Raw genomic sequence first — 22626 nt, forward strand, 5'->3', positions numbered from 1 at the left:
TCAGCCGTATATAATGAAAGAATCCAAGAATCCGGGAAGCTTTAAGAAAGGATGATCTCCAAATTGCGCGCCATTCGAAAAATCTACCAGTTTTTTACCGATACCCCACTGAAAAAAGGAACATTGCTGCATGATCGCTATCAGATTGAAAAGGTCATCGGAACGGGAAGCTACGGGATTGCCTATCTTTGCAGCGATCTGAAAACGAAGGAAAACAAGGTCGTCAAGCAGCTGCGCCCGAGCAAGCGCCGAAGCCGGGAGGAAAAGATGCTATTTAAAAATGAAGCCGCCATACTCCATTCCCTCCAGCATCAAAGTCTGCCTGCGCTCTATGAAATGTTTTCTTTTCAAGGCCAGCTTTTTTATGTGATGAGCTTTATTGGAGGGGCCAACTTAGAAGATGAGCTGTTTTTACATAAGCAGCAGTTTAATGAGTTAGAGTCTCTGCTCGTAATGAAGGATTTGCTTCAATTAGTCGATTATCTTCACCAAAAAGGAATTTACCATCAAGATTTGCGCACACCGAACATTTTAGTCAAGAATCGGCAGCTGTTTGTGATTGACTTTGGATTGGCGAAGCGGGTTCATGACGTCTGCTCACCGGATAGCACGAAAGAGGTATTGCAGTGGAAGCAGCAAGATTATTATGATATAGGAGAATTGCTTTTGTATTTGCTGTATACGACTTATTCCAGCCAAAATAAAAAAGCCCTCCCTTGGACAGAAGAGCTATCATTGGCAAAAGAAACGGACTATTTACTCCGCAGATTATTAAAAATGAATAGACCTTATACCGACACTCGCGAAATTTCAGCGGATCTCGCGCTTGCAATTCAAGCACAAGAAAAATAAAGTTCGCCGGCGGCCGTTAACTGCTGCTCCGGCTTCTCCGTTTATAGCGGGCACTTCCGCTCATTGGAGAGTGTTTATATCGTCTGCTACTGCTGCTTCCGCGATAGTAATGATGCCTCCGACTGCTGCTTCTAGAATACTTTCTATGTCTTCGCTCGCTGCTCCCCTGTGAAAGGCTCTTGAGTGAATTCATAATTTTTTTTAGCATACTGGACCCCTTTTCCTCATTTTTTTGTGCTGGTTTTCAGTGTAACATCTCCCTTGCTAATTATCCATTCATACGATTAGGCATTAAAAAGCAGGAGCCCTTTCTGCAGGAACGGTAAAAGCACTGGAATCACCGGATGCAAATAAGCTGCAAATCTTCTATAATAAAGAAGAATCCGCATATTTGGGGGTGGTGACATGGTAAATCAATTGCATTTGCCTCAGTCTGCAGCAACTCATGCAAAGCCTGATAGCATCAGGGCGATACTTTGCATGAGGCGGACACTCATTTAATTCCTTATCGCCCGTTCTATTGAGCTTTGCACCTTATTTAATTATGAATAAATAAGGAGCTGAGCTAAATGTCCTATGTTAAAGCGAACGCTGTTTTACCAGAACAGCTGATTATAGAAATCCAAAAGTATGTTCAAGGAGAGGCCATTTATATTCCTAAGCCCAAAGCGGCCCGCCAAAAGTGGGGCACCCGCTCCGGCAGCAGACAGCAGTTTGATGCCAGAAATGCATCGATCCGGCAGGCTTTTGAAAACGGCCGAACGCTGGAACAATTAGCTGAAGACTATTTTCTCTCTGCTGAAACGATTAAGAAAATCGTTTATTCAGCGAAAAAGTAACGATCACCACAAGCCGGACACATGCCTGCTGCGCTGCTGTCCGGCTTTTTTTCAAGCCCTGTTAGAAGCCCGCAGCATAAGCAGCAATTTCTTATGCGTTTACTTCATGAAACACCCCTTTTTAGTCGCAGTCTCCGGCCGGCGCTTTCATGGCCATAGCCAGACAAACTCTTCTATGGCGTGTTTTTTTCTGATTCATTCTCTCCCTTTTCTTCTCACGTGCCTTCTTTTACAATAAAGAGAACCTATCAGAAGGAGTGAGAAGATGGAACCGTTTATCCGTAATGACCAATATAATTTTATTGCCTCCCAGGCGGCCAATCTGGTCAATGGACATGCGAGCGTCAACGATCCGGCCGTTCTTCAAGCATTGCAATCATTGGCTAAAGAGAGGATATTCGGCTTGTTTCCAAACAGAACAGAGGAGCAGCACCAAATCCTTTCTCCGATTGTTTCCATACAAGAAAAGGCGGATGCCGAAGCGGCACTGGCAGAATTGAAGCAATATGTCATCCCCTTCAAGCAAGTAACCGAACAATCACTAAAGAAGCTATTTCCGAAAGTTAAAAAGCTCAAAACCGCATTTTTAAAAGAGGTGGAGTGGAGAGAGATTTCCTATTTAAGCTGGGAGGATATCGGGGCAAACAAAAAATTCCTCATCGCTTCCTACGGAAATAAGTTAATCGGGCTGCAGGGCACCTTTAATCCCGCCCAGCAAAAGAGCATTTGTGCAATTTGCCATCAGTACGAGGAAGTCGGCTTATTCATTTCAGCTGTAAAAGGAGCCGACAAGGGCACTTATATTCGGCGGGGCAATTATATTTGCCAAAATCCGCAAACATGCAACCATAACATTCGCTCACTGGACAAGTTGCATGAATTTATCGAAAGAAGCAAATAAAAGAAGAAGGGCATCCCCTTCTTCTTTTGATAATATATTAGCCGTTTATACCGTTTTTGCCGCCTAAACAACAATTCTCCAGTCTTTAAATCGACTTTTTCTTATGAATCAATCGCTTCAACCAATAAATCGACAATATGCACCGCGCGGACTTTGTCGCTTAGATCCTCGCGCTCGATGCCGAGCTTCATTTGCAGCAGACAGCCAGGATTCGCAGTGACGATTGTGTGCGCTTGAGTCTCTTTTGCTTTTTCCATTTTGTGATCAAGGATTTGCATCGACATTTCAGATTCCACGATGTTGTAAATACCCGCAGAGCCGCAGCAGCGGTCAGCGCCTTCCATTTCTCTGAAAGCCGCTCCGTCAATCGCGTGCAACAAGGCGCGCGGAGCTGCATGCGTATGCATCACATTTCGCAAGTGGCAAGAATCCTGATAAGTCACCACTTCCGGACGCTTCAGCTTTAAAGTCACCTTTTTATGAAAATCCAGCTCATACAAGATTTGCGTAATGTCTTTGATTTTGGCAACAAACGCTTTCGCTCGGTCAGCCCACACCGGATCATCCTTCAATAAATGATCATAATCAATTAAGAAAGCCCCGCAGCCGCCAGCGTTTGTAATAATGTAGTCGGCTTCACACGCTTCAAAAGCGGCGATATTCCGTCTTGCCAATTCTTTTGCGCCTTCTTTCTCACCGCTGTGGCCGTGAAGCGCGCCGCAGCAGGCTTGCGTTTTAGGAACAGTAATATTGCAGCCGGCTTTTTGCAAAAGCTTCATTGTCGCATTATTCGTTTCCATAAACATCGTATCCATTAAACAGCCGGAGAAAAAGGCCACAGTGGCAACCGCTTGCTTTCCTTCCGCCTTCAGCTCTCTTGGACGATTCTTCATTTCCCGCTTCTTCGGCACAGCTGGAAGCACCCGCTCCATCATCCGCAGATTTTCAGGGAACAGCTTCATAAAGCCTACTTTTCTCACAGTCTTTTGCAGACCGCTGCGCTGATACAGTCCTAGTAAGCTCGTCACTGTGATCATTCTATCCTGATGAGGGAAAAGCCCTTTAAATACGATGTTGCGCAGAGCCCGCACTGAAGCGGACTGCTTCTTATTCTGCTGAATGATATTGCGCGCATCCTCCAGTAAATGGCCATATTTCACGCCAGAAGGGCAGACCGGCTCACAGGCGCGGCAGCCAAGACAAAGCTCCAGTGAACGCTCCACGTCCTCATCCGGTTCAATAAGCCCGTCAACGACGGCTTTCATCAAGGCAATTCTCCCCCGCGGAGAATGGCTTTCCTTATAGCCTGATTCGATATAAGTCGGACAGGAAGGCAGGCAGAAGCCGCAGCGCATACAGTTGAGCAACTCATCTTCATTCATCTTGGATTGAAATTCTGTTTGAATCGTTTGACGTTCTTGTACCGTTGTCATTTCGTAACCACCACTCTTTTACGGCTTTCTTTCGCGAATACTTTACCAGGGTTCATAATATTATTCGGATCAAATGCTTGCTTAATAGATTTCATAGCAGCAATGCCGGCTGGCCCAAGCTTCCATTCTAAATAAGGTGCTTTCATGACACCGACGCCATGCTCCCCGGTGATTGTTCCCCCCAAGGAAATCGCATGAGCAAAGATTTCAGAGAAGGCTTCTTCCACTCGTTCCATCTCTTCTTTATTACGGGCATCCGTTAAACAAGTCGGATGCAAATTACCGTCACCGGCATGGCCAAATGTACAAATGTTCACTTGATGCTTCTTGGCGATTTCGTTAATGGCTTTAACCATTGCAGCGATTTCAGAGCGCGGGACTGTCGCATCCTCTAAAATGGTCGTCGGTTTTAAGCGCGCCAATGCTGATAACGCGGAACGGCGTGCTGTTCGAAGAGCATTTGCTTCTTCTTCTGTCTCAGCTACTTCAACCGAAACAGCGCCTTCTGCCCGGCAAACGTCCGCCATCTTTTTCATATCGCGCTTGACCACTTCTTCCGGGCCATCCTGCTCAATTAAAAGGACCGCTTGCACATCAGTCGGCAGACCGATCTTCGCGAAATCTTCCACTACTTTTAAAGTTGGCTGATCTAAAAATTCAAGCGTGGTCGGAATAATTTTATTGGCAATAATTTTAGAAACTGAACGAGCGGCTGCTTCTAAGTCTTGATACAAAGCAAGCATCGTCTTTTTGGTTTCCGGCATCGGAATTAATTTCAATGTAGCTTCAGTAATTACGCCGAGCGTTCCTTCTGAGCCGACAAATAGCCGGGTCAAATCATAACCAGCCACATCCTTTGCCAGCTTGCCGCCTGTCCAGATAATTTCTCCATTCGGCAGCACAACCTCAAGCGCCAGTACATAATCACGGGTAACGCCGTATTTTAACCCGCGCAGACCGCCTGAGTTTTCATTGATATTGCCCGCAATGGTTGAAATTTTCATCGAGCTCGGATCCGGCGGATAGAATAAGCCCTTCTTCTCCACCGCCTGAATCATATCCAATGTAATAACTCCCGGCTGTACTGTCACTGTTAAGTTTTCTTCATCAATCTCCAAAATTTGATTCATATGTTTAAAAAGCAGAACAATGCCGCCTTGTGTCGGACAAGTTCCCGCGCACAGATTGGTGCCGGAGCCTCGAGCAACAAGCGGGATTTTATGCTTGCTGCAAACCTTTACAATCTCGGCTACCTCTTGTGTATTGCGCGGCGAAACAACCGCATCCGGCAATGATTGAAAATTCGGTGTTGCGTCATAGGAATATACGAGCCGCCCTGCCTTCGAGTCGTCCACATTTTCAGGACCAACAATGGCCGCTAACTTTTCCTTTACTTCTTGAGAAAACATAAATTTTAACCCCTCTCACCAGAATTTCTTTCAGTATAAGTCAATTTTGTGAACAAACTCTATGGCGAAACATATAAAAAAGACAGGCGATTCGCCTGTCTTTTTATACAAAAGCACAAAAATACACATTTTCTTCAAAAAAGAAAGCGTTTTTTCTTTTTGAAGTGATCAATTATGGCGGAGGTTGCTGTCATATCCGATCGCTTAGGCTCATACCCAACGGTTCGACACGATCTTTTTGCGGCCTTTTTCATGGATGGTATAATCTCCAAGCGATATACAGCTGGATTTGATCCTCTAATATTTTCGGATTTAATCCGGTAACGTCCTCGATTTTTTTCAAGCGGTAGTGAAGAGTATTGATGTGAACAGGAAGAAATTCAGCCGCTTTTTTATAAGAAAAATTATGCTTAAATAAAGCGGAAAGGGTGTCCATCAGTTCCCTATCCTCCAGAATAGGAGCGATGGTTCGTTCGATGAATGTGTGTTTCGTTTCCGGCTGAACATCATTTAAGATTAAATCGAGGGTCAATTGCTCGTCGTAAACAATTTGTGACTTTGGCAAAGCCACTTTCAATGCCCGTTTTGCCTGCTGAAATGAGACTTTAACACGATGAGCCGGCTGCAGAGAGCCGATGCCTATCGCCACGGGCCCATCCAGCTGCTTTTCTAGCATCGCTTTCCATTGTTCGACATTAGCGGATCTTCGCGTGCCCTCCCACAGCACCAACAGAAGATCATTTCCCCAACGGATCACGACCGTGTTTGAATCGCCGCGCACCGATGCGGAGAATTGATGCCAAATCGGTCCGAATAATATCGAGACCGGATAATGAATCAGCATCGCTTGCCTATCCTTCGAAAGATCTATATTTAACACCTTCGCTCGGTTGGTGAAGTCATCATCCCATTCGTTTTTCTCCAGCCACTCAAGGACGAAAGCTTCCAGAGAGCGGTCATGCCACTTTTCTTCTTCATGATAGTAATTCTCCTGGATAAACAGCTCAGTCATTCTCCGCAGCAGCTCTCCGTATCTCGAAACTTTCTCCGGTGAGCCGGTGATGCCGATGATGCCTACTACTTCCCCATGAAACATGATCGGCAGGTTAACGCCGGCTCTCACGCCGGCCCAGTATGCTTCGTCTTCTTTCGTAATAATTCGCTTTTCCCTCGTCTGACTTGCTAGAAATGCCCCTTCATGAAAACAGCCGATCCGCGAACGGTCGGTGCTGGCAATAATTAATCCTTCAGTATTTGCTACAATAATTTCTTCGTCTAACAGCTTCCGGACCTCATAGATAATCTTTTGGGCCAGCTGCGGCTCGATCATCCTATAACACCACGCTTTTTTCATCGTACACTTTTATAATAGTCGCCTGTATGGTTCTGCCGGCGCACAAGCATTGTATCAGATTTCAAGCCATCGGCGGAAACTTCTTGAGTCAAACGAAGGGCAATGATTCTCTCTCTTTCATCTGCCCGCCGGTTGAGAAACCCTTAGATACAGACTGCGTTCTTTATAAAAAACGAACTTGAAAACACTCGGCAGCCTGCGCCAAAGCCCAAGCAAAAACTCGAATAGAACATCCGCTCAGTAGCAAGCAAGTGAGATGGGCAAAACCCCTTTAGCCTTCCTGTATCTTATTATATCCGACTCGCTCATCGGCCACAATTGGCGCGAAAAATCCTAAAAAAAAAGATCTCTGCTTCCCGCACAGAGATCTTTTTCATTTATCGTTCCGATGAGAACATATAGCGCCGCTCGTTATAAGTAATCGCGAAAATCAGACTGATGGCGAACATATTCCCCATCAGCGAGCTGCCGCCGTAGCTAATAAACGGCAGCGGAATCCCCGTGATAGGTAAGACACCGATCGTCATGCCGACATTCTCGAATACGTGGAAAGTGATCATGGCGATCACTCCCGCACATAAATAAGAGTAATAGGGGATTCTCGTATTCAGCGCCACTTTCGTAATATGATAGATTAGCAGAAAGAATAAACTTACGACAATACTAGCGCCAATAAAGCCAAATTCTTCCCCGATAATACTGAAGATAAAATCGGTATGGCTCTCAGGAAGATAGACCTCGCGCGTGCCGAAGCCTTTTCCCAGCGTTTGTCCAGAACCGATGGCTAATAGGGATCTCGTTAAATGAAATCCGGTCGAGCTTTCATACGTGTATGGATCGAGCCACGAGTAAATGCGCCCGAACTGGTATTGCTTAACGCCTAAATACTTTTCAAGAATGGCAGGATGCCAAATGACGAGATACATAATCCCTGCAATCAGCGCGATCGCCGAGCTAAACAGCGGTATTAGAATCCGCCACGTAATCCCGGCTACAAAAATCATTCCTACTAAAATCGAAATAAACACAAGAGACGTACCAAGGTCGGGCTGCTTCATCACCAGCAGAAGCGGAGCAAGCGTGACCGCGCCCAGCTTCACCATCAGCCAAAAATCCGTCCGAATTGTTTTGACTGGGGTTTTCTGATGGTGCATGACAATAATCCTCGATAGCGTTAAGATTAAGAACACCTTCACAAATTCCGATGGCTGAAGCGACTGCCCCCCCAATACAAACCAGCTTTTCGCCCCGTTAATGGTGGGTGCGATGCTTGCAGGGGCTACGATTAATGCACTTAAGAGCAACAGTCCCAGGCCATATAAATACCAAGACATCCCCATCATCTGATCGGAGTCAAAACGGACCACGATGAAAATAATGGCAACCCCGATTAAATAATACACCATTTGCTTCAGCACGAAGTTACTGCCATACTGTCCCGTCGTCTGCGCACTGTAAATCGCCACACAGCTTGTCACAAAAAGCATCAGTAATATCAATATCAATCCGTAATCAATACGGCTGGATCTTTGGTTTGGAGAAGTCATCGAACGATTCCTCTTTCTAATTAAATTACGCCTATTACATTATAACTTTATTGCGTAAATTAACAACTGTCAAACGTCCAATAAAAAGATCCTTCTCCCGATGGATGACATCGCTATCCTTTTCATATCAACCTTTCTCTCTGTTACCCAAAAAATGAGAAAATCACTAAACGAAGCTTCACTTTTTGAGCTGGCGGTTTTTAAAGCTGGCGCAAAGACACTGAGTCAATCCCAGAAATTGAAGACGACTTCTCCAACAGTGTTCGGCTTCCAATACATGATTTGACTCAGCTCCGCCTTGTTTAGATCATGATGATGCAAAAGGGCAAACTCCGGATGGCTTTGGATGCGGAGCAGCTGATTCAGTTCCTTCGCTTCACATAGATAAAAGCCTTTAAATGACTCGCTGAGAGCCGGTTCATCATAGAAGGTTATATGTCCGAATTCCACCGAAGCCGCAAAGGCAATCAGCGGATAATGAGCGTTCAATAAAATATGTATTCGCTTCCTGCCATTATCAAGCAGCACATGAAAAAAATTCGTACGGTGTCCCGGTTTTTGAAACATCAGGACATCCGCCCCGATGGTTCTTGCCGCTTCCCAGCACATTTTCTTAAACAGCTTGCCGGCATTGCGCGGCAGCGGCTGATCGCCAGCCTCATAAAAGCCGGTTATCCCGTAAGCCAAATGCATCGCTGTTCCCCTTCCCATTCTAGGCTTGCCTCCATTATAAAAAACGAAACAGCTCATTTCAGCATATTAACGAAAGCTTAACATAAATGAAACCTTTTCGTTGTGCCTGTAAAGATCCCCCGTTACAATAAAAAGACATACGCTATGTTAGGAGGAAACAATATGAAGATCATCAACAGTGAAGAACAGTTTCAGCAGCTCATTTCCCAAGATCATCCTGTGATTATTAAATTCTCAGCGAACTGGTGTCCCGATTGTCGGCGCATGGATATGTTCATCGGCGAAATAATCGCGGAATATAGTCAGTATACCTGGCATGAAATCAACCGGGATGACTTTCCGGAGCTGGCTGACCGATATGATGTAATGGGCATCCCCAGCCTGCTGATCTTTCAGAATGGGAAAAAAACCGCTCATCTGCACAGCGCGCATGCGAAAACTCCCGAGCAGGTCCGAGATTTTTTACAATCCCTTTAAGCGAACATGCCAGACTAAACGATCGCTTCGTGCGGTCGTTTAGTCAAAAACCGCCATTGTTTGAAGGTTCCCCTTATTGAGCCCGCGGATGATAAGATTGTTCCTCCGCTTCAGCCACTTTACGAGAGTAAATAGCTTCGCTGACAAGAATGCCGCCGGCTCCTCCGGCACTATAGGCAAGCGTCCACAGTTCCCCCGCAAGAAAGAAAACAGCGATACCGATAAGAATATACACCGGCCATGCATACCAAACAGACAGAAAAAGATCATCCTCTCTTCGTCTGTGACGAGGGAGTCCTTTATGCAATAGGAAACGGTAGACAGCTGAAATATAAAGAAAGAAGCCTGCGCCTCCCGCTGCAGCCACTCCCACTAACATCCAGCTGATATAGAAGATTGTCAGAAAGGAAGATAGAAAGAAAATGCCGGTTACACACAAAAGAACAGGGTGATTCATCCATTCGCTCACTTTCATTGCCTCACTCCCTTTGCGCTTGTTGTCAGGTTTATATAATGTATGCACTGAGCGGCCAAGAAAGACGCATGAATCGATTATTTATTTACAAGCGAGTATATCCTATTTTTCCCCATGTGAACCGATTTAAAACGCCTTGGTAATAAAAAAGACGCAGATAAAATCAATAAATTATCCATAGCGCACCATGACTAAATAGGGTACACTGAGGTAATAAACATAGATATTAAGATAGGTATATTGGGGTGGGATAAGTGAAATTATTTAAATCCAAAGAAACACATACCGAAAATGAGCCATTATTATTTTCAGCCAATCATCAGGCCAAACTCTCTGTTCAGCCGGGTACGGAGCTCGCTGAGCAGGTGAAAATGATTGATCTAACGATAGACGATTTAAAAGCGGTCAAATCTTTATATCCGCTCGTGAAAGCTTCGATACATACGATTGTTGACCGGTTCTATTCAGCCATTACTAGGCAAACCGGCTTATTGGCAATCATCGAAAAGAACAGCAGTGTCGACCGATTGAAAAAGACTTTGCAAATTCACGTGGAAGAACTGTTTGAAGGAAAGGTGGATGAAGAATTCGTTCAAAAACGAATTCAAATCGCGCGCGTTCATGTGCGCGTCGGCTTAAAAACGAAATGGTATATGTCCGCTTTCCAAGAGCTCCTAAATTCGTTAATTGCCTTGATTGCCAAGCAGCAAGGAGATGCGGAGCAAAAGCTGACCGCCGTGGGCGCCATTACTAAGCTCTTAAATCTGGAACAGCAGCTGGTTCTTGAAGCATATGAACAAGAGAGTCAGCGAATCCGATCTGCTGAAGCCAAGCAAAAGGAAGAGCTCACATCCAGAGTATATGCTATCTCTCAAGAGCTGGCCGCCATTTCGGAACAGACAAATGCCTCTTTAAAGGAACTGGGCGAGCAATCCGGCTCTATTCTGCAGCTGTCAAAAGAAGGCATGTCCTTGGCCGAGGAATCATCCAAACATTCAACTGCCGGGCAAGAGCAGCTGAAGGAACAGGGCCACAAGCTCTCAGTGATTAAAGGAGCTGTCACGGATATCCAAGCATTCTCAACAGAACTAAATGACATAGCTTCAAGTATTACCGATGTCATTACGATTGTCGGCAACATTGCCGGCCAGACCAACCTGCTGGCGTTAAACGCTTCAATTGAAGCTGCCCGTGCAGGAGAATACGGCAAGGGCTTCGCTGTTGTCGCGGAAGAAATCCGCAAATTATCCGACCAAACAAAGGAATCGACAGCTAGCGTATCCGATCACATTCTGAAGACGAATGCATTGATCAGTCAAGTCAGCCAAGCGGTGGAAACCGTTAATGATCTTGTCGATAAAGGTATTGGCAGCATGAACAAAACCGATGAAGATTTTGATCAGCTGCTTGAGCTAATCGCTCAAACGAAGAGGAAAAATCAAGAAATTGAAAATCAGCTGCAAAAACTTTCTCATATTATTACCGAGATCGAGGAAGCATCCGAAGAAGTCGCTAATTCCGCCGTTTTGTTAAACGACTCGACAGAAGAATATTTACAATTGGAACGCTGATCGTAAGCGGGGATGACTTATTAAGTCATCCCCGCTTTGTCTATCATCCTGTCAGTCCGTATCGGCAGCTGGATCCTCTTCAATCACAATCCATTGATGCGCCCATTTCTCAATTTCTTTCACAATCGGCTGAAGAGCCAGCCCTTTTTCTGTCAATTGGTATTCCACCCGGACGGGCACCTCAGCGTATACTTTACGGGTCGCTAAGCCCTCTTCCTCCATTTCCTTTAATCGTTCCGTTAATAATTTGCTGCTGATCGGCAGCCCTGCTTTTATCTGTGAAAACCGCTGCGGACCTGCCAGCAGCTGATTAATAATCAAACCTGTCCATCGCTTCCCCAGCATCTGCATAGCCTTTTCAAACTTGGGGCAAAGTTGAGCCTCTTTCATGTCTCTCACCTCTTTATCGTCTTATTATATCGCTTTTTTTCACGAAAAAGAAATCTTTACACTTTTTTAAACTTAGTTACTTGACATCTCATTATTTTTATTTTAAATTAAGTTACGAAAGGTAACAAATAAGTAATATTAAGTTTAATAGCCGGCAAGCACGTGCATACTTTTAGAGAAGAACCAAGCGGAAGATTGAATAGGAAAGAGGGAATGTACAGATGACAAACACAAAAGATTTCTACAAAGCAGTGGAAGAAAGACGTTCGATTTATGCGATAAGCAAAGAACAGCCTGTTTCAGATGAACGGATTCAAGAAGTCGTAGAATTTGCCGTCAAACACGCGCCGACGGCCTTCAATTCTCAAAGCGGCCGCGCAATCGTCTTACTGGGAACAAATCATGACCAATTATGGGATTTAACGAAGGAAACATTAAAAGCTGTCGTGCCGGAAGATAAATTCAGCTCAACGGAAGAAAAATTGAATATGTTTAAAGCAGGCTGCGGCACTGTGCTTTTCTTTGAAGACGAGAAGGTTGTTCAAGGCTTGCAGGAGCAATTTCCGCTTTATGCTGATAACTTTCCGCGCTGGTCCCAGCAATCCTCAGGAATGTTGCAATACATCGTGTGGACCGCACTTGAACAAGAAGGGTTCGGCGCCACATTGCAGCATTACAATCCTTTAATCGACGATAAAGTCCGCGAGCAATGGCAGGTGCCAGAGAATTGGACGCTCATCGCTCAAATGCCGTTCGGCAAACCAGCCGCTCCCGCTGGCGACAAAGAGTTCCAGCCATTGGATGAACGCGTGAAAGTATATAAATAACCGAGGAAAGACCAGCTCCTTCTTGCGAGCTGGTCTTTCGTCTATCTATTGCCTGTTCGCTTTAAAGCCGCCTCATCCGCAATCACGGTTACATGCGGGTGATGGTTTAACACTGATGCCGGGAATTGTTCGGTTACGCTGCCAGATAAGAGCCGGGTCATCGCCTCAGCTTTCGCTTCCCCCGCCGCCAGCAGCACGATTTCACGGGCGCACATAATCGTTTGAATCCCCATTGTAATAGCTTGGTGCGGCACCTCCTCTATACTGGAGAAGAAACGGGCATTCGCTTTCCTGGTCGATTCATCCAGCTCCACTACATGGGTAAGGGATTCAAAAGAAGTACCCGGCTCATTGAAGCCAATATGACCATTCACACCGATCCCGAGCAATTGTACATCTATACCGCCCGCCTTCTTCAACAGATGTTCATATCTCGCGCACTCCGTCTGCAAGTCCTCCGCTTCGCCATTCGGCAAATACGCTTTTTCCGGAGGAAGATCGATATGATCAAACAGACGGTGCTTCATATAATAAAAATAATTGTTGGGATGCATTTTGGGAATGCCAACATATTCATCTAAATTGAAAGTGGTCACCTGCCGATAAGACATCCCTTCCGTCCGGTGATTCTCAATTAATTTTTGATAGGTGCCTTCCGGGGTCCCCCCTGTCGCCAAGCCAAGCACCAGCTTCGGCTTCTGCCTTAATCGGTCCATAATCAATCGTGCCGCCTGTTCACTCATTTCTTGAGGATCCTTTACACTTATGACTCTCACGACATTCTCTCCTCTTATTATATGTTCAAATTTTTTATGATAGTCTTCCCTTCTCTATTTTACAATCAAATTCCAAAAATAGCACGATTCCCCCTTAAACAGATGAAAAACAGCCTATTAACGCCCCGTTATGAACCGATATCTTAGGTCAGGCCAAGAAACAAGCCTCTAAAAGAAATGTAGACAAAGCCATTCTTGACTTTGTCTACATTCTGATGCGGCCCATTAGCCTTTTCCTTATCTATTATGTACTTGTATACTGTACATTTCTTGCAATCTTTCTTTAATAACGTGCATGACATGCTCTACTTTACTGTCATCCCTCTGTGCTGCTTCATAGGCCTCTTGCATGAGTAACAATAACTGTTTCTGTTCTTGCCCCATCATTTTCAACCTCGGTTTTCAAATAGTTTCTCTTGCTTTTCTGACAGCTCCATCATACTACAAAACAAATCAACTTCCAAGAAATTAGACTATTTATCTAATTTTTCCCACATAATAACCGCCAAAAAATGCAGAAACTTTGCAGCATCTTATAAGCAAAAAAAATAAATATTGACTTATTCAATATTTAATATTAAATTATAATTATTCTAATTAAGGAGTGATTATAATGAAAAACCGAATGACGACCAATCAAGGAACCCCCGTTTATGATAATCAAAATACTAAAACCGCCGGCCGAAGAGGGCCTGCTTTACTGGAAGATTATCAGTTAATTGAGAAACTGGCCCATTTCGACCGCGAACGCATACCGGAGCGTGTCGTCCACGCCCGAGGAGCAGGTGCTCATGGTGTTTTCGTTGTAAAGAACAGCATGAAGAAATACACATGTGCTGACTTTTTACAAGAAGCAGGACAAACGACTCCTGTTTTTGCCCGTTTTTCTACTGTCATTCACGGCAAGCATTCTCCAGAAACCGTTCGTGATCCCCGAGGGTTTGCCGTTAAATTTTATACGGAAGAAGGAAACTATGATTTCGTCGGAAACAATTTGCCCGTCTTTTTCATCCGTGACGCCATTAAATTTCCTGATATCATTCATTCACTGAAGCCTGATCCAGCAACCAATATTCAAGATCCCTCCCGCTCTTGGGACTTTATCTCGCTTTCACCCGAGACGACCAACATGCTGATTCACCTGTATACGGATGAAGGGATTCCAGCCAATTACCGTCATATGAGGGGGTCAAGCGTTCATGCTTTCAAGTGGTATAATGCGGCAGGCAAGACGGTATATGTGAAATTGCGCTGGCAGCCAAAGCAAGGGATTAAAAATCTGTCGATAAAAGAAGCGGCCGATATTCAAAGGGAAGATTTCAATCACGCCACTCGCGATTTATATCAAGCGATTGAAAGCGGCGACTATCCAGAGTGGGATTTATTCGTTCAAGTGCTCGATCCAGCTGACATGGACGCCTTTGACTTTGATCCCCTCGATGCCACAAAGGATTGGCTGGAAGAAGATATTCCATGGGAACTGGTCGGAACGATGACCTTGAATCAAAATCCGCAAGACTTCTTTTCTGAAACGGAGTCCGTCGGCTTTAATCCTGGCGTTCTCGTCCCGGGCATGCTTCCTTCCGAAGACAAATTACTGCAGGGGCGCCTCTTCTCTTATTCAGACACCCAGCGCCACCGGTTAGGACCAAATTATGTGCAGCTGGATATTAATTCTCCTAAAAAAGAGGTGCATAATTACCAGCGGGACGGCTATATGCCGATAAAGCAGCAAAAAAGCCGGATTAATTACGAGCCAAACAGCATGGAGAATACACCAGCAGAAGCGAATCATAACCCAGAGCCGCCGCAGCCGCTAGAGGGGATGGCCAGACGGCAGCCAATTGAGAAAAACAGCCACTTCGGTCAAGCAGGCCGCATTTACCGCAGCTACGATCAAACAACGAAACAAGCGGTGCAAAAAAATATTCTCAATGATTTTCAATCCATTACAGACCGGACCATAGTAGCGCGGGCGATTGCCAATTTGTACCGTGCAGATGCCGGACTTGGCCGCGCACTGGCTAAGAAAGCGAATGTCGATATTACTCCATACCTCCATTAAAATGCCAGCAGAGAGAAGCTTCTCTCTGCTCCGGCTTAAAATATATAAAGGCTGAAACCACAATGTCCTGCTGCAGCCTGAATCATGCATTTGGATGCCGTGCTTTTCCCTTAGCCTTTGCTTCCTTGATTCATTCTTAATGCAAAAATCTTAGTGCACCTTACAGCAGGGAAAGATATAATTTTGACTATTTCACCATTTTTTCTTGTTTGACATTCTGCTGACACATTCCTCCTTTACATTATACGTATAGCAACTCATTAAAGCCCATCATTTCTGTCTATTTGATATAGGAGGAATAGTTAATTATGAAGAAAAGAACGATGTCTTATGTGATGAGCGGTGCCCTTTCCATCAGCATTCTCGGATCAGCCCATACTTATGTAGCCGCAGAAGGACCGGCTGCGGAATCAACAAAGACTGAGGCTTCTTCTATGAAATATAAGGAACGATTACAAATAAAGAAAATTAGAGATTTTTCCGATATTATTGGCGAACAAGCTAAAGCGCTAGGCATTTCCCAGCAAGGCAAAGATTTTGAGACCGTAGCGAAAGAAGTGCGGGAAACGAAAATGAAACTGCGTGCTCAAACCTATGGAATCAATACGGCGAATAAAGATTTCCGCCTATTGGCTGAAGAAGTCCGGCAAGCTGAACAGCAAATTCAAACAAAGCAGTAAATGAAAGCGAACCTGAAGCTGTCGATTGGACAGCTTCTTTCTGTTCAATATCGTATAATGAAAAGAAAAAGAGGTGAGACGGATGTCAGCTACTATATTAATCGCGGAAGACGAGCCTGCTATCAGCCAGGTCTTAAAGGCATATTTGCAAAAAGCGGACTTTCAAGTCGTGCAGGCGTTTGACGGCCAAACGGCCATCAAGCAATTTCGGGAGGCTCATCCAGCACTCGTTTTGCTGGACGTGATGATGCCTAAAGCGGACGGATGGACGGTACTTAAGACAATCAGGGAGACAAGCTCTTGCCCGGTTATTATGCTTACAGCGCTCGGTGACATCCATTACCGTCTCTCCGGTTTAAATGGAGGCGCCGATGATTACATTGCCAAGCCCTTCAATGGAGAAGAAGTTGTAGCGCGAGTGCGGGCAGTACTGAGGCGGTCGCATGAGGAGGAGAATCACTCCGCTGTCACAAACTACGGCAGCTTAACGATTGATCATTCCGCTCACAGGGTGACTGTGAAGGGAACTGAGCTTGCGTTAAGGCCGCGGGATTTATCAGTGCTGCTTTTTCTCTCTTCTCAGCCGAACCGTACGTTTACGCGGGAACAGCTGATTGAACACGTATGGGGACAGGATTATGACGGCAGCGATCGCGCGGTCGATCTCTCCATTAAACGGCTTAGAAAGTCGCTGAAGGACTGGCCAAAGGCTGAAGGAGAGATTAAAACTTTGCGGGGATTGGGGTATCAATTCTGTGTCTACGAACAGGGATAAACGCATTTCCTTATTAAAATACTGGACAACCCGCTATGTGGCCACTCTCTGTGTAGGCCTATTGGTTGTGGCCGCCATTTCTGTCGCCTGGCTTCAGCATACGATGCTGCAAAACCGCTTGGAAATATCGGAATTCATAGCGGAAGAATTAGCCAACCGGATTGCGGGAACCCAAGAGCCTTCCTTGGAATCTCCCTCGATTGATAAAAATACGCTAAAGAAACGCAACCGCTTTTTAGAATCGGAGCGGCCGCCGGCGATCTACATCACCGATGTCCGCGGCCGGGTGCTGTCAGCCAACCAGCCGGCCGCGGTTGAAGGAAAACAATCTTTCAGCAAATCCCTGCTTCAAGAAGAGCATGATGTTTTAATATTTCCAACAGATGACGCGTCGGACTCCCGCATATGGATGATCAAAAAACCGATTGAAGTCGAGGATGTCATTTTCGGGTGGGTCGTGATGCTTCAGCCTGAAAGCGAATTGACGAACAGCCAGGAGGAGTACCGTCTGCTTGCTATATTAATCGTCACGCTCGGCTTGCTGGGCTGGGCTGCTATTTATATCTTATCCCGCCGCCTGTCGAAGCCTATCAGCCAGGTTGCGGAAGCAGCTAAGCAAGTTCAGAAAGGAAATTACAATATCCGTCTCCCCGATCATATGAAAGAGCAAGAAGTGTACGATCTCGTCCACTCCTTTAAAGAAATGGCCCAGAAGCTTCAGCAGCTTGAGGCATTAAGAGCTGAGCTGCTGGCTGGCGTCACCCATGAATTAAAAACGCCGGTCACCTCAATCAGCGGCTTGCTGCAAGCGGTAAAAGACGGCATTGTTACCGGCGAAGAAGCGAAGGAATTTGTGGATGTTTCGTTAAAGGAAACCGCCAAAATGCAAAAGATGATTAATGATTTACTGGAATTCAATTCCTTTGCGGCAAACGCCCTGCCGGTTTCCGCTGAAAAGCATGAGGTCAATGAGCTGATCCGCGACATTGTCCACCAATGGAAAATCGGCCAGGAGCTTGAGCATCTCCATGTCCGCTTATCGCTTCTGGAGAAGGAGCGGGTTATTTATACAGATTCCATCCGGCTTCAGCAGATTATGATCAATTTATTAAATAACGCGCACCACGCTCTCGATGCAGAGGGTACGATTGCCATTGAGCTGTCTGATCAGGAAAACGGCCGCCTCGAAATTGCTGTTAAAGACAGCGGCACCGGTATACCGCAAGCGGAACAGGAATTAGTCTTCGAACGCTTTTACCGCGGAGATAATAAAAAATTCAAAGTGCGCGGGCTCGGCCTGGGACTTCCGTTCAGCAAATTGCTGGCAAGAGCCCTAGGCGGCGACTTGATATTAAAAGAAAGCTCACCAGCCGGAACGACCTTTGTGATCCAATTGCCGCTCGCTGACTCGTAAAACTCCAAAAGAACCCGCGCTGCTGACAAGAGGAGCGAAGCAAGATTCAAAAAAGAAAAGCCATCTCAGCCTTCTGGGGCTGAAATGGCTTTTCTTTATGCTTCTGCTTCAAATGTTTGACAATCCGTTTCCTTGCTGGTGGATGCTGTCTTTCCTTTATGGCTGACTACGTATATCGCATCCGCCGCACATTTATTGCCTTGCTCCCAATACATACAGTTATTCACTTCACATAACACATCTTTCGCCAATGGATCACACCCCCTCTTCTGATAGGCTGTCCATTTCCACTCTGACTGATTCCTGTCAAAAAACGGCGGCAGGAAGAAGCGATTTCTGCTGCCAATGATCATTTTTGCCGATTTACCTAAAAAAGGCTGATCCATTTTTCTTTTGGATCAGCCTGCGCTTACATTATTTTATGCCGTTTTCAACCTCTTTAATCATTTCTGAAACAGATTGCAAACCGCCGCTGGATAAGTACCAGTAGTTCGGATCAAGATAGACAACGTTTTTATTTTTATAAGCTTTTGTATTTTTCACTAGCTCGTTTTCTACCACTTGCTTAGCGGAGGATTGGCCGCCAACAACCGCTCCCCGGTCAATGACAAATAAGTAGTCAGGATTTTGCTCCACGATGTATTCAAAGGAAATACTTTGTCCGTGTCTGGACACTTCAATGTTTTTATCTGCAGGAGCTATGCCCAGTTCATCATGGATGAAACCAAAGCGGGAACCCGGGCCGAAGGCGCTCACTTTGCCGTCATTAGCTAAAATTACCAAACCTTTTTTATCTGTTTTAGACGCCTTGTCCTGCTCCTGCTTGATGCTGTCTTGAATAGACGCCAGCTCTTTCTTCACTTGCTCTTCTTTGCCGAAGATTTTTCCTAATGTCTTCGCGTTCTCTTCAAATGATTTCATATAATTGTTTGGATCCAGCTCCAAATAAATTGTAGGGGCGATTTCAGCGAATTGATCGTAGAGATCCGATTGCCGAGTTGAAAGGATGATAAGATCCGGTTTAAGAGCGTGAATTTTTTCGAAATCAGGCTCTTTCAAGGCCCCCAGGTTTTCATATTTGTCCTCTTTATATTTAGATAAATACGATGGAACGATCTGCTTTGGAAGACCTGCCACTTCAACCCCCAGCTTATCCAAAGTATCAAGCGATCCGAAGTCAAAGACTACCACTTTCTCTGGATTTTTCTTTACGGGCGTTTCTCCAAATTTATGCTTAACTGTTATTTCTTCTTCATCTTTTTTCTTTGCTTGATCGTCTTGTGCGCCTGAGCTACAAGCGGCGGCAACGAGCAGAAATAAAGCGGCGACAAAAACCATAGACAACTTTTTCCACATATCTAGACACCTCGTTAAGTTATTTAAAATATACACAAATTTTGCAGTTGTTCACTGTCTCAATATTCATATCCATATCATAGATGTTTTGCAGTACATTTCGGTCCATCATCTGATCAACGGACCCTTGATTAATGACTTTCCCGTCCTTTAAGGCGACGATATAATCAGAATAGCAAGACGCGAAGTTAATATCATGAATAACGATGACAACGGTCTTTCCTAATTCATTCGTTAACCTTCTCAGCACTTTCATAATCTGAACGGAATGCTTCATATCCAGATTATTCAGCGGTTCATCAAGCAGAACATATTCCGTATCCTGCGCGATCACCATCGAAATAAAGGCTCGCTGGCGCTGGCCGCCGCTCAATTGATCGAGGTATTTATCCTGAAGATCTTCAAGCTCCATATAGCGGATCGCTTCATCTACATGCTTCCAATCTTCTTTCTTCAGCTTGCCTTGGGAATAAGGAAAACGGCCGAAGGAAACGAGGTCGCGAACAGTTAAACGAAGGTTTAAATGATTGGTCTGTTTTAAGATCGCCACCTTCTTCGCCAGCTCTTTACTCTTTGCCCTGCTGACGTCTTCGCCGTCGATCAGAATATCCCCCTGATCTTTCGTAATCAAGCGGCTGATCATAGATAAAAGTGTACTTTTCCCTGCCCCGTTTGGGCCGATAAAAGAAGTGATTTTGCCTTTAGGAATATTAACAGACACCTGGTCAACCACTGCTTTGCTACCGTATAACTTCGAAACCTCTTTAACTTCTACCATTGTTTATTCTCCTTTAGCAGTAAATAGATAAAATACACACCGCCGATAAAGTTGATGATGACACTTAGCGTTGTACTGAACATAAACACTCTTTCCACTACCAGCTGACCGCCAACAAGAGCGATGATGCTGATGAAAATAGAGCCTGCCAATAAATATGTATGCTTATACGTTCGAAACATTTCGTACGTCACATTGACAACCAGCAAGCCAAGAAAAGTGATGGGACCTACGAGCGCAGTAGCTACAGAAATCAGGATAGCCACGACGATCAGCAGCCTTTTCACAATATAATCATAATCCACTCCAAGATTGACGGCGTGATCTTTTCCCAGCGACAGCACATCCAAATATTTCATAAAGCGCATAAAGTATAAAGTAACAAGAAAGACGGCCGCGACCGCTAAATACAAGACATCTGTCTGCACGTTATTAAAGCTGGCAAACATCCGATCCTGAATGATTTGGAACTCATTAGGATCAATCAATACTTGCATAAAAGTAGAGAAACTTTGGAAAAACGTGCCGAAGATTAAGCCGATAAGCAAAAGAAAGTAGATATTTTCTCCTTCTCTTTTAAACAGCACCTTGTAAAGAACGCCAGCGAAGAAGACCATCAGCACGACCGAAATGACAAAATTGACTTGCTTTGTCATCCACGTTAAATGGGCGACGCCAAAGGCGAAAACAAGCACCGTTTGAATCAGCATATATAAGGCATCAAGTCCTAAAATGCTCGGCGTTAAAATTCGGTTATTCGTTATGGTTTGGAATATCAGTGTCGCGAAGGCAATCGATGCTCCCGTCAAAATAATCGCGAACACTTTCAGCCCCCGTTTAGGCAAGGCGTACTCCCAATTGTATCCAAGATCCAAAAACAGAAACAACAGTGTGGCAATGAGCGCAATCGCCGAAAGGATCAGTATTTTCTTTTTTTCAGTCATAAGCCCTTCTCCTCATCAGCAAGTAAATAAAGATGCCGCTTCCAATGACCCCCACCGTTAATCCAATTGGGATCTCGTAAGGATAGATGATGATCCGTCCGAGAATATCACAGAACAGAACAAAAACCGCTCCGAGCAGCGCCGTATGCGACAAGCTCTTCTTTAAATGATCGCCTTGGTAAATCGTGACGATATTCGGCACAATCAGCCCTAAAAACGGGATCAGCCCCACTGTTAAGACGACAAGCGTAGACGATAAAGCGACAATTGTCAGTCCGATATTAACGGCCTGCTTGTAGTTCAAGCCAAGATTGACGGAAAATTCCTCCCCCATCCCCGCCACCGTGAAGCGGTCGGCGAATAAATAAGCGAGAATGAGCAACGGAATACTGATATACAGCATTTCATACCGCCCTTTAATTACCATGGAGAAATCGCCTTGAAGCCAGCCGGATATGTTTTGAATCAGATCATATTTATAAGCGAAAAACGTAGAGATTGAACTTAAAATATTCCCAAACATCAGTCCGACAAGCGGAATAAAAATCGCGTCTTTCATTTTAATTTTGTCCAGGATCTTCATAAACAGGAAGGTTCCCGCTAACGCGAACACAAAGGCGACCAGCATCTTCTGCAGCGGAGTAGCGGAAGTAAACAGAAGCAGCGAGACCAGGATCCCCAGCTTGGCTGAATCCATCGTTCCAGCAGTCGTCGGTGAAACGAACTTATTTCTGCTTAGCTGCTGCATAATCAAACCGCTGATGCTGAGGCTCATACCGGCAATGATAATACTGATTAGACGGGGAATCCGGCTTTCCCAAACAATTTGCGTCTGCTCATTCGTCAAATCGAATAGATCCAGCGGAGAAATATGGGTCACTCCGATAAACAATGAAAGAATTGATAAAACAATAAGAGCAATGAATAAGTATCTTTTTTTCATAACATATCCTTAACTTTTCTCTATAAAGAGTTTTTCAGCTAATCCATCAGTAGAAAATGAGATTCATTATCATTATACATCAAAAAAATAGAGCTGTCCTTTCCTGTTATTGGTGAAGCTAGCATTC

23 protein-coding genes and 1 pseudogene are annotated in these 22626 nt (G+C 44.9%); 11 read left to right on the forward strand and 13 right to left on the reverse strand.

Features of this window, described 5'->3' with window-relative positions; translation table 11 throughout:
* Positions 1-63 precede the first annotated feature (63 nt).
* The 3 genes from CEF20_RS12370 to CEF20_RS12380 all read left to right on the forward strand — a co-directional run bounded on the left by CEF20_RS12370 (position 64) and on the right by CEF20_RS12380 (position 2592).
* Positions 64-852: a serine/threonine protein kinase gene (locus CEF20_RS12370; protein WP_232713514.1), complete on the forward strand. Its 789-nt coding sequence runs from the start codon at positions 64-66 to the stop codon at positions 850-852.
* Between the two features lie 569 nt (positions 853-1421).
* The gene (locus CEF20_RS12375) at positions 1422-1691 is read left to right on the forward strand and encodes a CD3324 family protein (RefSeq protein WP_100332236.1); all 270 of its coding nucleotides are present in this window, start codon (positions 1422-1424) and stop codon (positions 1689-1691) included.
* Positions 1692-1956: 265 nt separating this feature from the next.
* The gene (locus CEF20_RS12380) at positions 1957-2592 is read left to right on the forward strand and encodes a FusB/FusC family EF-G-binding protein (protein ID WP_100332237.1); all 636 of its coding nucleotides are present in this window, start codon (positions 1957-1959) and stop codon (positions 2590-2592) included.
* 101 nt (positions 2593-2693) lie between these two features.
* On the opposite strand, the gene CEF20_RS12385 is transcribed toward CEF20_RS12380, so the two are convergent.
* The 5 genes from CEF20_RS12385 to CEF20_RS12405 form a co-directional block, all read right to left on the reverse strand.
* Positions 2694-4025 (reverse strand): (Fe-S)-binding protein, encoded by a 1332-nt coding sequence (locus CEF20_RS12385; protein ID WP_100332238.1) that lies wholly within the window; start codon positions 4023-4025, stop codon positions 2694-2696.
* Positions 4022-5434, reverse strand: coding sequence for a glycolate oxidase subunit GlcD (gene glcD / locus CEF20_RS12390; RefSeq protein WP_100332239.1), 1413 nt, complete (start codon positions 5432-5434; stop codon positions 4022-4024). The genes CEF20_RS12385 and glcD overlap by 4 nt, the downstream gene beginning before the upstream one ends.
* A 250-nt stretch (positions 5435-5684) precedes the next feature.
* Positions 5685-6788 carry a CdaR family transcriptional regulator gene (locus CEF20_RS12395; protein WP_100332240.1) on the reverse strand — a complete coding sequence of 368 codons (1104 nt, stop codon included), beginning with the start codon at positions 6786-6788 and terminating at the stop codon, positions 5685-5687.
* A gap of 377 nt (positions 6789-7165) precedes the next feature.
* A complete protein-coding gene (locus CEF20_RS12400; protein ID WP_100332241.1) occupies positions 7166-8335 on the reverse strand; it encodes an FtsW/RodA/SpoVE family cell cycle protein in 1170 nt (389 codons plus the stop codon).
* Between the two features lie 225 nt (positions 8336-8560).
* On the reverse strand, positions 8561-9046 hold the full coding sequence (locus CEF20_RS12405) for a hypothetical protein (protein ID WP_100332242.1): 486 nt from the start codon (positions 9044-9046) through the stop codon (positions 8561-8563).
* A gap of 144 nt (positions 9047-9190) precedes the next feature.
* On the opposite strand from CEF20_RS12405, the gene CEF20_RS12410 reads away from it, so the two are divergent.
* Complete coding sequence (locus CEF20_RS12410; RefSeq protein WP_100332243.1) at positions 9191-9505, forward strand: thioredoxin family protein; 315 nt, start codon at positions 9191-9193, stop codon at positions 9503-9505.
* A gap of 73 nt (positions 9506-9578) precedes the next feature.
* On the opposite strand, the gene CEF20_RS12415 is transcribed toward CEF20_RS12410, so the two are convergent.
* Complete coding sequence (locus CEF20_RS12415; RefSeq protein ID WP_100332244.1) at positions 9579-9980, reverse strand: hypothetical protein; 402 nt, start codon at positions 9978-9980, stop codon at positions 9579-9581.
* A gap of 254 nt (positions 9981-10234) precedes the next feature.
* On the opposite strand from CEF20_RS12415, the pseudogene CEF20_RS17520 reads away from it, so the two are divergent.
* Together CEF20_RS17520 and CEF20_RS17525 are read left to right on the forward strand one after the other, a co-directional pair.
* Positions 10235-10777, forward strand: a pseudogene (locus CEF20_RS17520) (protoglobin domain-containing protein); the annotation flags it as partial.
* 168 nt (positions 10778-10945) lie between these two features.
* The gene (locus tag CEF20_RS17525) at positions 10946-11551 is read left to right on the forward strand and encodes a methyl-accepting chemotaxis protein (protein ID WP_408607824.1); all 606 of its coding nucleotides are present in this window, start codon (positions 10946-10948) and stop codon (positions 11549-11551) included.
* A 51-nt stretch (positions 11552-11602) separates the two neighbouring features.
* On the opposite strand, the gene CEF20_RS12425 is transcribed toward CEF20_RS17525, so the two are convergent.
* Positions 11603-11941 (reverse strand): winged helix-turn-helix transcriptional regulator, encoded by a 339-nt coding sequence (locus tag CEF20_RS12425; RefSeq protein WP_100332246.1) that lies wholly within the window; start codon positions 11939-11941, stop codon positions 11603-11605.
* Between the two features lie 221 nt (positions 11942-12162).
* On the opposite strand from CEF20_RS12425, the gene CEF20_RS12430 reads away from it, so the two are divergent.
* On the forward strand, positions 12163-12768 hold the full coding sequence (locus tag CEF20_RS12430) for a nitroreductase family protein (RefSeq protein WP_100332247.1): 606 nt from the start codon (positions 12163-12165) through the stop codon (positions 12766-12768).
* Positions 12769-12809: 41 nt separating this feature from the next.
* On the opposite strand, the gene nagB is transcribed toward CEF20_RS12430, so the two are convergent.
* A complete protein-coding gene (gene nagB / locus CEF20_RS12435) occupies positions 12810-13544 on the reverse strand; it encodes a glucosamine-6-phosphate deaminase (RefSeq protein ID WP_100332248.1) in 735 nt (244 codons plus the stop codon).
* A 613-nt stretch (positions 13545-14157) separates the two neighbouring features.
* On the opposite strand from nagB, the gene CEF20_RS12440 reads away from it, so the two are divergent.
* The 4 genes from CEF20_RS12440 to CEF20_RS12455 all read left to right on the forward strand — a co-directional run bounded on the left by CEF20_RS12440 (position 14158) and on the right by CEF20_RS12455 (position 18478).
* Positions 14158-15609: a catalase gene (locus CEF20_RS12440; RefSeq protein ID WP_269799228.1), complete on the forward strand. Its 1452-nt coding sequence runs from the start codon at positions 14158-14160 to the stop codon at positions 15607-15609.
* Between the two features lie 308 nt (positions 15610-15917).
* Positions 15918-16289, forward strand: coding sequence for a hypothetical protein (locus CEF20_RS12445; protein ID WP_100332249.1), 372 nt, complete (start codon positions 15918-15920; stop codon positions 16287-16289).
* A gap of 82 nt (positions 16290-16371) precedes the next feature.
* Positions 16372-17064 (forward strand): response regulator transcription factor, encoded by a 693-nt coding sequence (locus tag CEF20_RS12450; RefSeq protein ID WP_100332250.1) that lies wholly within the window; start codon positions 16372-16374, stop codon positions 17062-17064.
* The gene (locus tag CEF20_RS12455) at positions 17045-18478 is read left to right on the forward strand and encodes a HAMP domain-containing sensor histidine kinase (RefSeq protein ID WP_100332251.1); all 1434 of its coding nucleotides are present in this window, start codon (positions 17045-17047) and stop codon (positions 18476-18478) included. The genes CEF20_RS12450 and CEF20_RS12455 overlap by 20 nt, the downstream gene beginning before the upstream one ends.
* Before the next feature lie 95 nt (positions 18479-18573).
* On the opposite strand, the gene CEF20_RS12460 is transcribed toward CEF20_RS12455, so the two are convergent.
* From CEF20_RS12460 to CEF20_RS12480, 5 genes are all read right to left on the reverse strand, one after another.
* On the reverse strand, positions 18574-18729 hold the full coding sequence (locus CEF20_RS12460) for a DUF1540 domain-containing protein (RefSeq protein ID WP_100332252.1): 156 nt from the start codon (positions 18727-18729) through the stop codon (positions 18574-18576).
* 163 nt (positions 18730-18892) lie between these two features.
* A complete protein-coding gene (locus tag CEF20_RS12465; RefSeq protein ID WP_100332253.1) occupies positions 18893-19834 on the reverse strand; it encodes a siderophore ABC transporter substrate-binding protein in 942 nt (313 codons plus the stop codon).
* A gap of 19 nt (positions 19835-19853) precedes the next feature.
* Positions 19854-20612 (reverse strand): iron ABC transporter ATP-binding protein, encoded by a 759-nt coding sequence (locus CEF20_RS12470; RefSeq protein WP_100332254.1) that lies wholly within the window; start codon positions 20610-20612, stop codon positions 19854-19856.
* Positions 20606-21556 carry an iron chelate uptake ABC transporter family permease subunit gene (locus CEF20_RS12475; RefSeq protein ID WP_100332255.1) on the reverse strand — a complete coding sequence of 317 codons (951 nt, stop codon included), beginning with the start codon at positions 21554-21556 and terminating at the stop codon, positions 20606-20608. The genes CEF20_RS12470 and CEF20_RS12475 overlap by 7 nt, the downstream gene beginning before the upstream one ends.
* Complete coding sequence (locus CEF20_RS12480) at positions 21549-22499, reverse strand: ABC transporter permease (RefSeq protein WP_100332256.1); 951 nt, start codon at positions 22497-22499, stop codon at positions 21549-21551. Before CEF20_RS12480 ends, CEF20_RS12475 begins: the two co-directional genes overlap by 8 nt.
* Positions 22500-22626 lie beyond the last annotated feature (127 nt).

Origin of the sequence: Bacillus xiapuensis (assembly GCF_002797355.1) — a bacterium.
Lineage (GTDB): Bacteria > Bacillota > Bacilli > Bacillales > Domibacillaceae > Bacillus_CE > Bacillus_CE xiapuensis.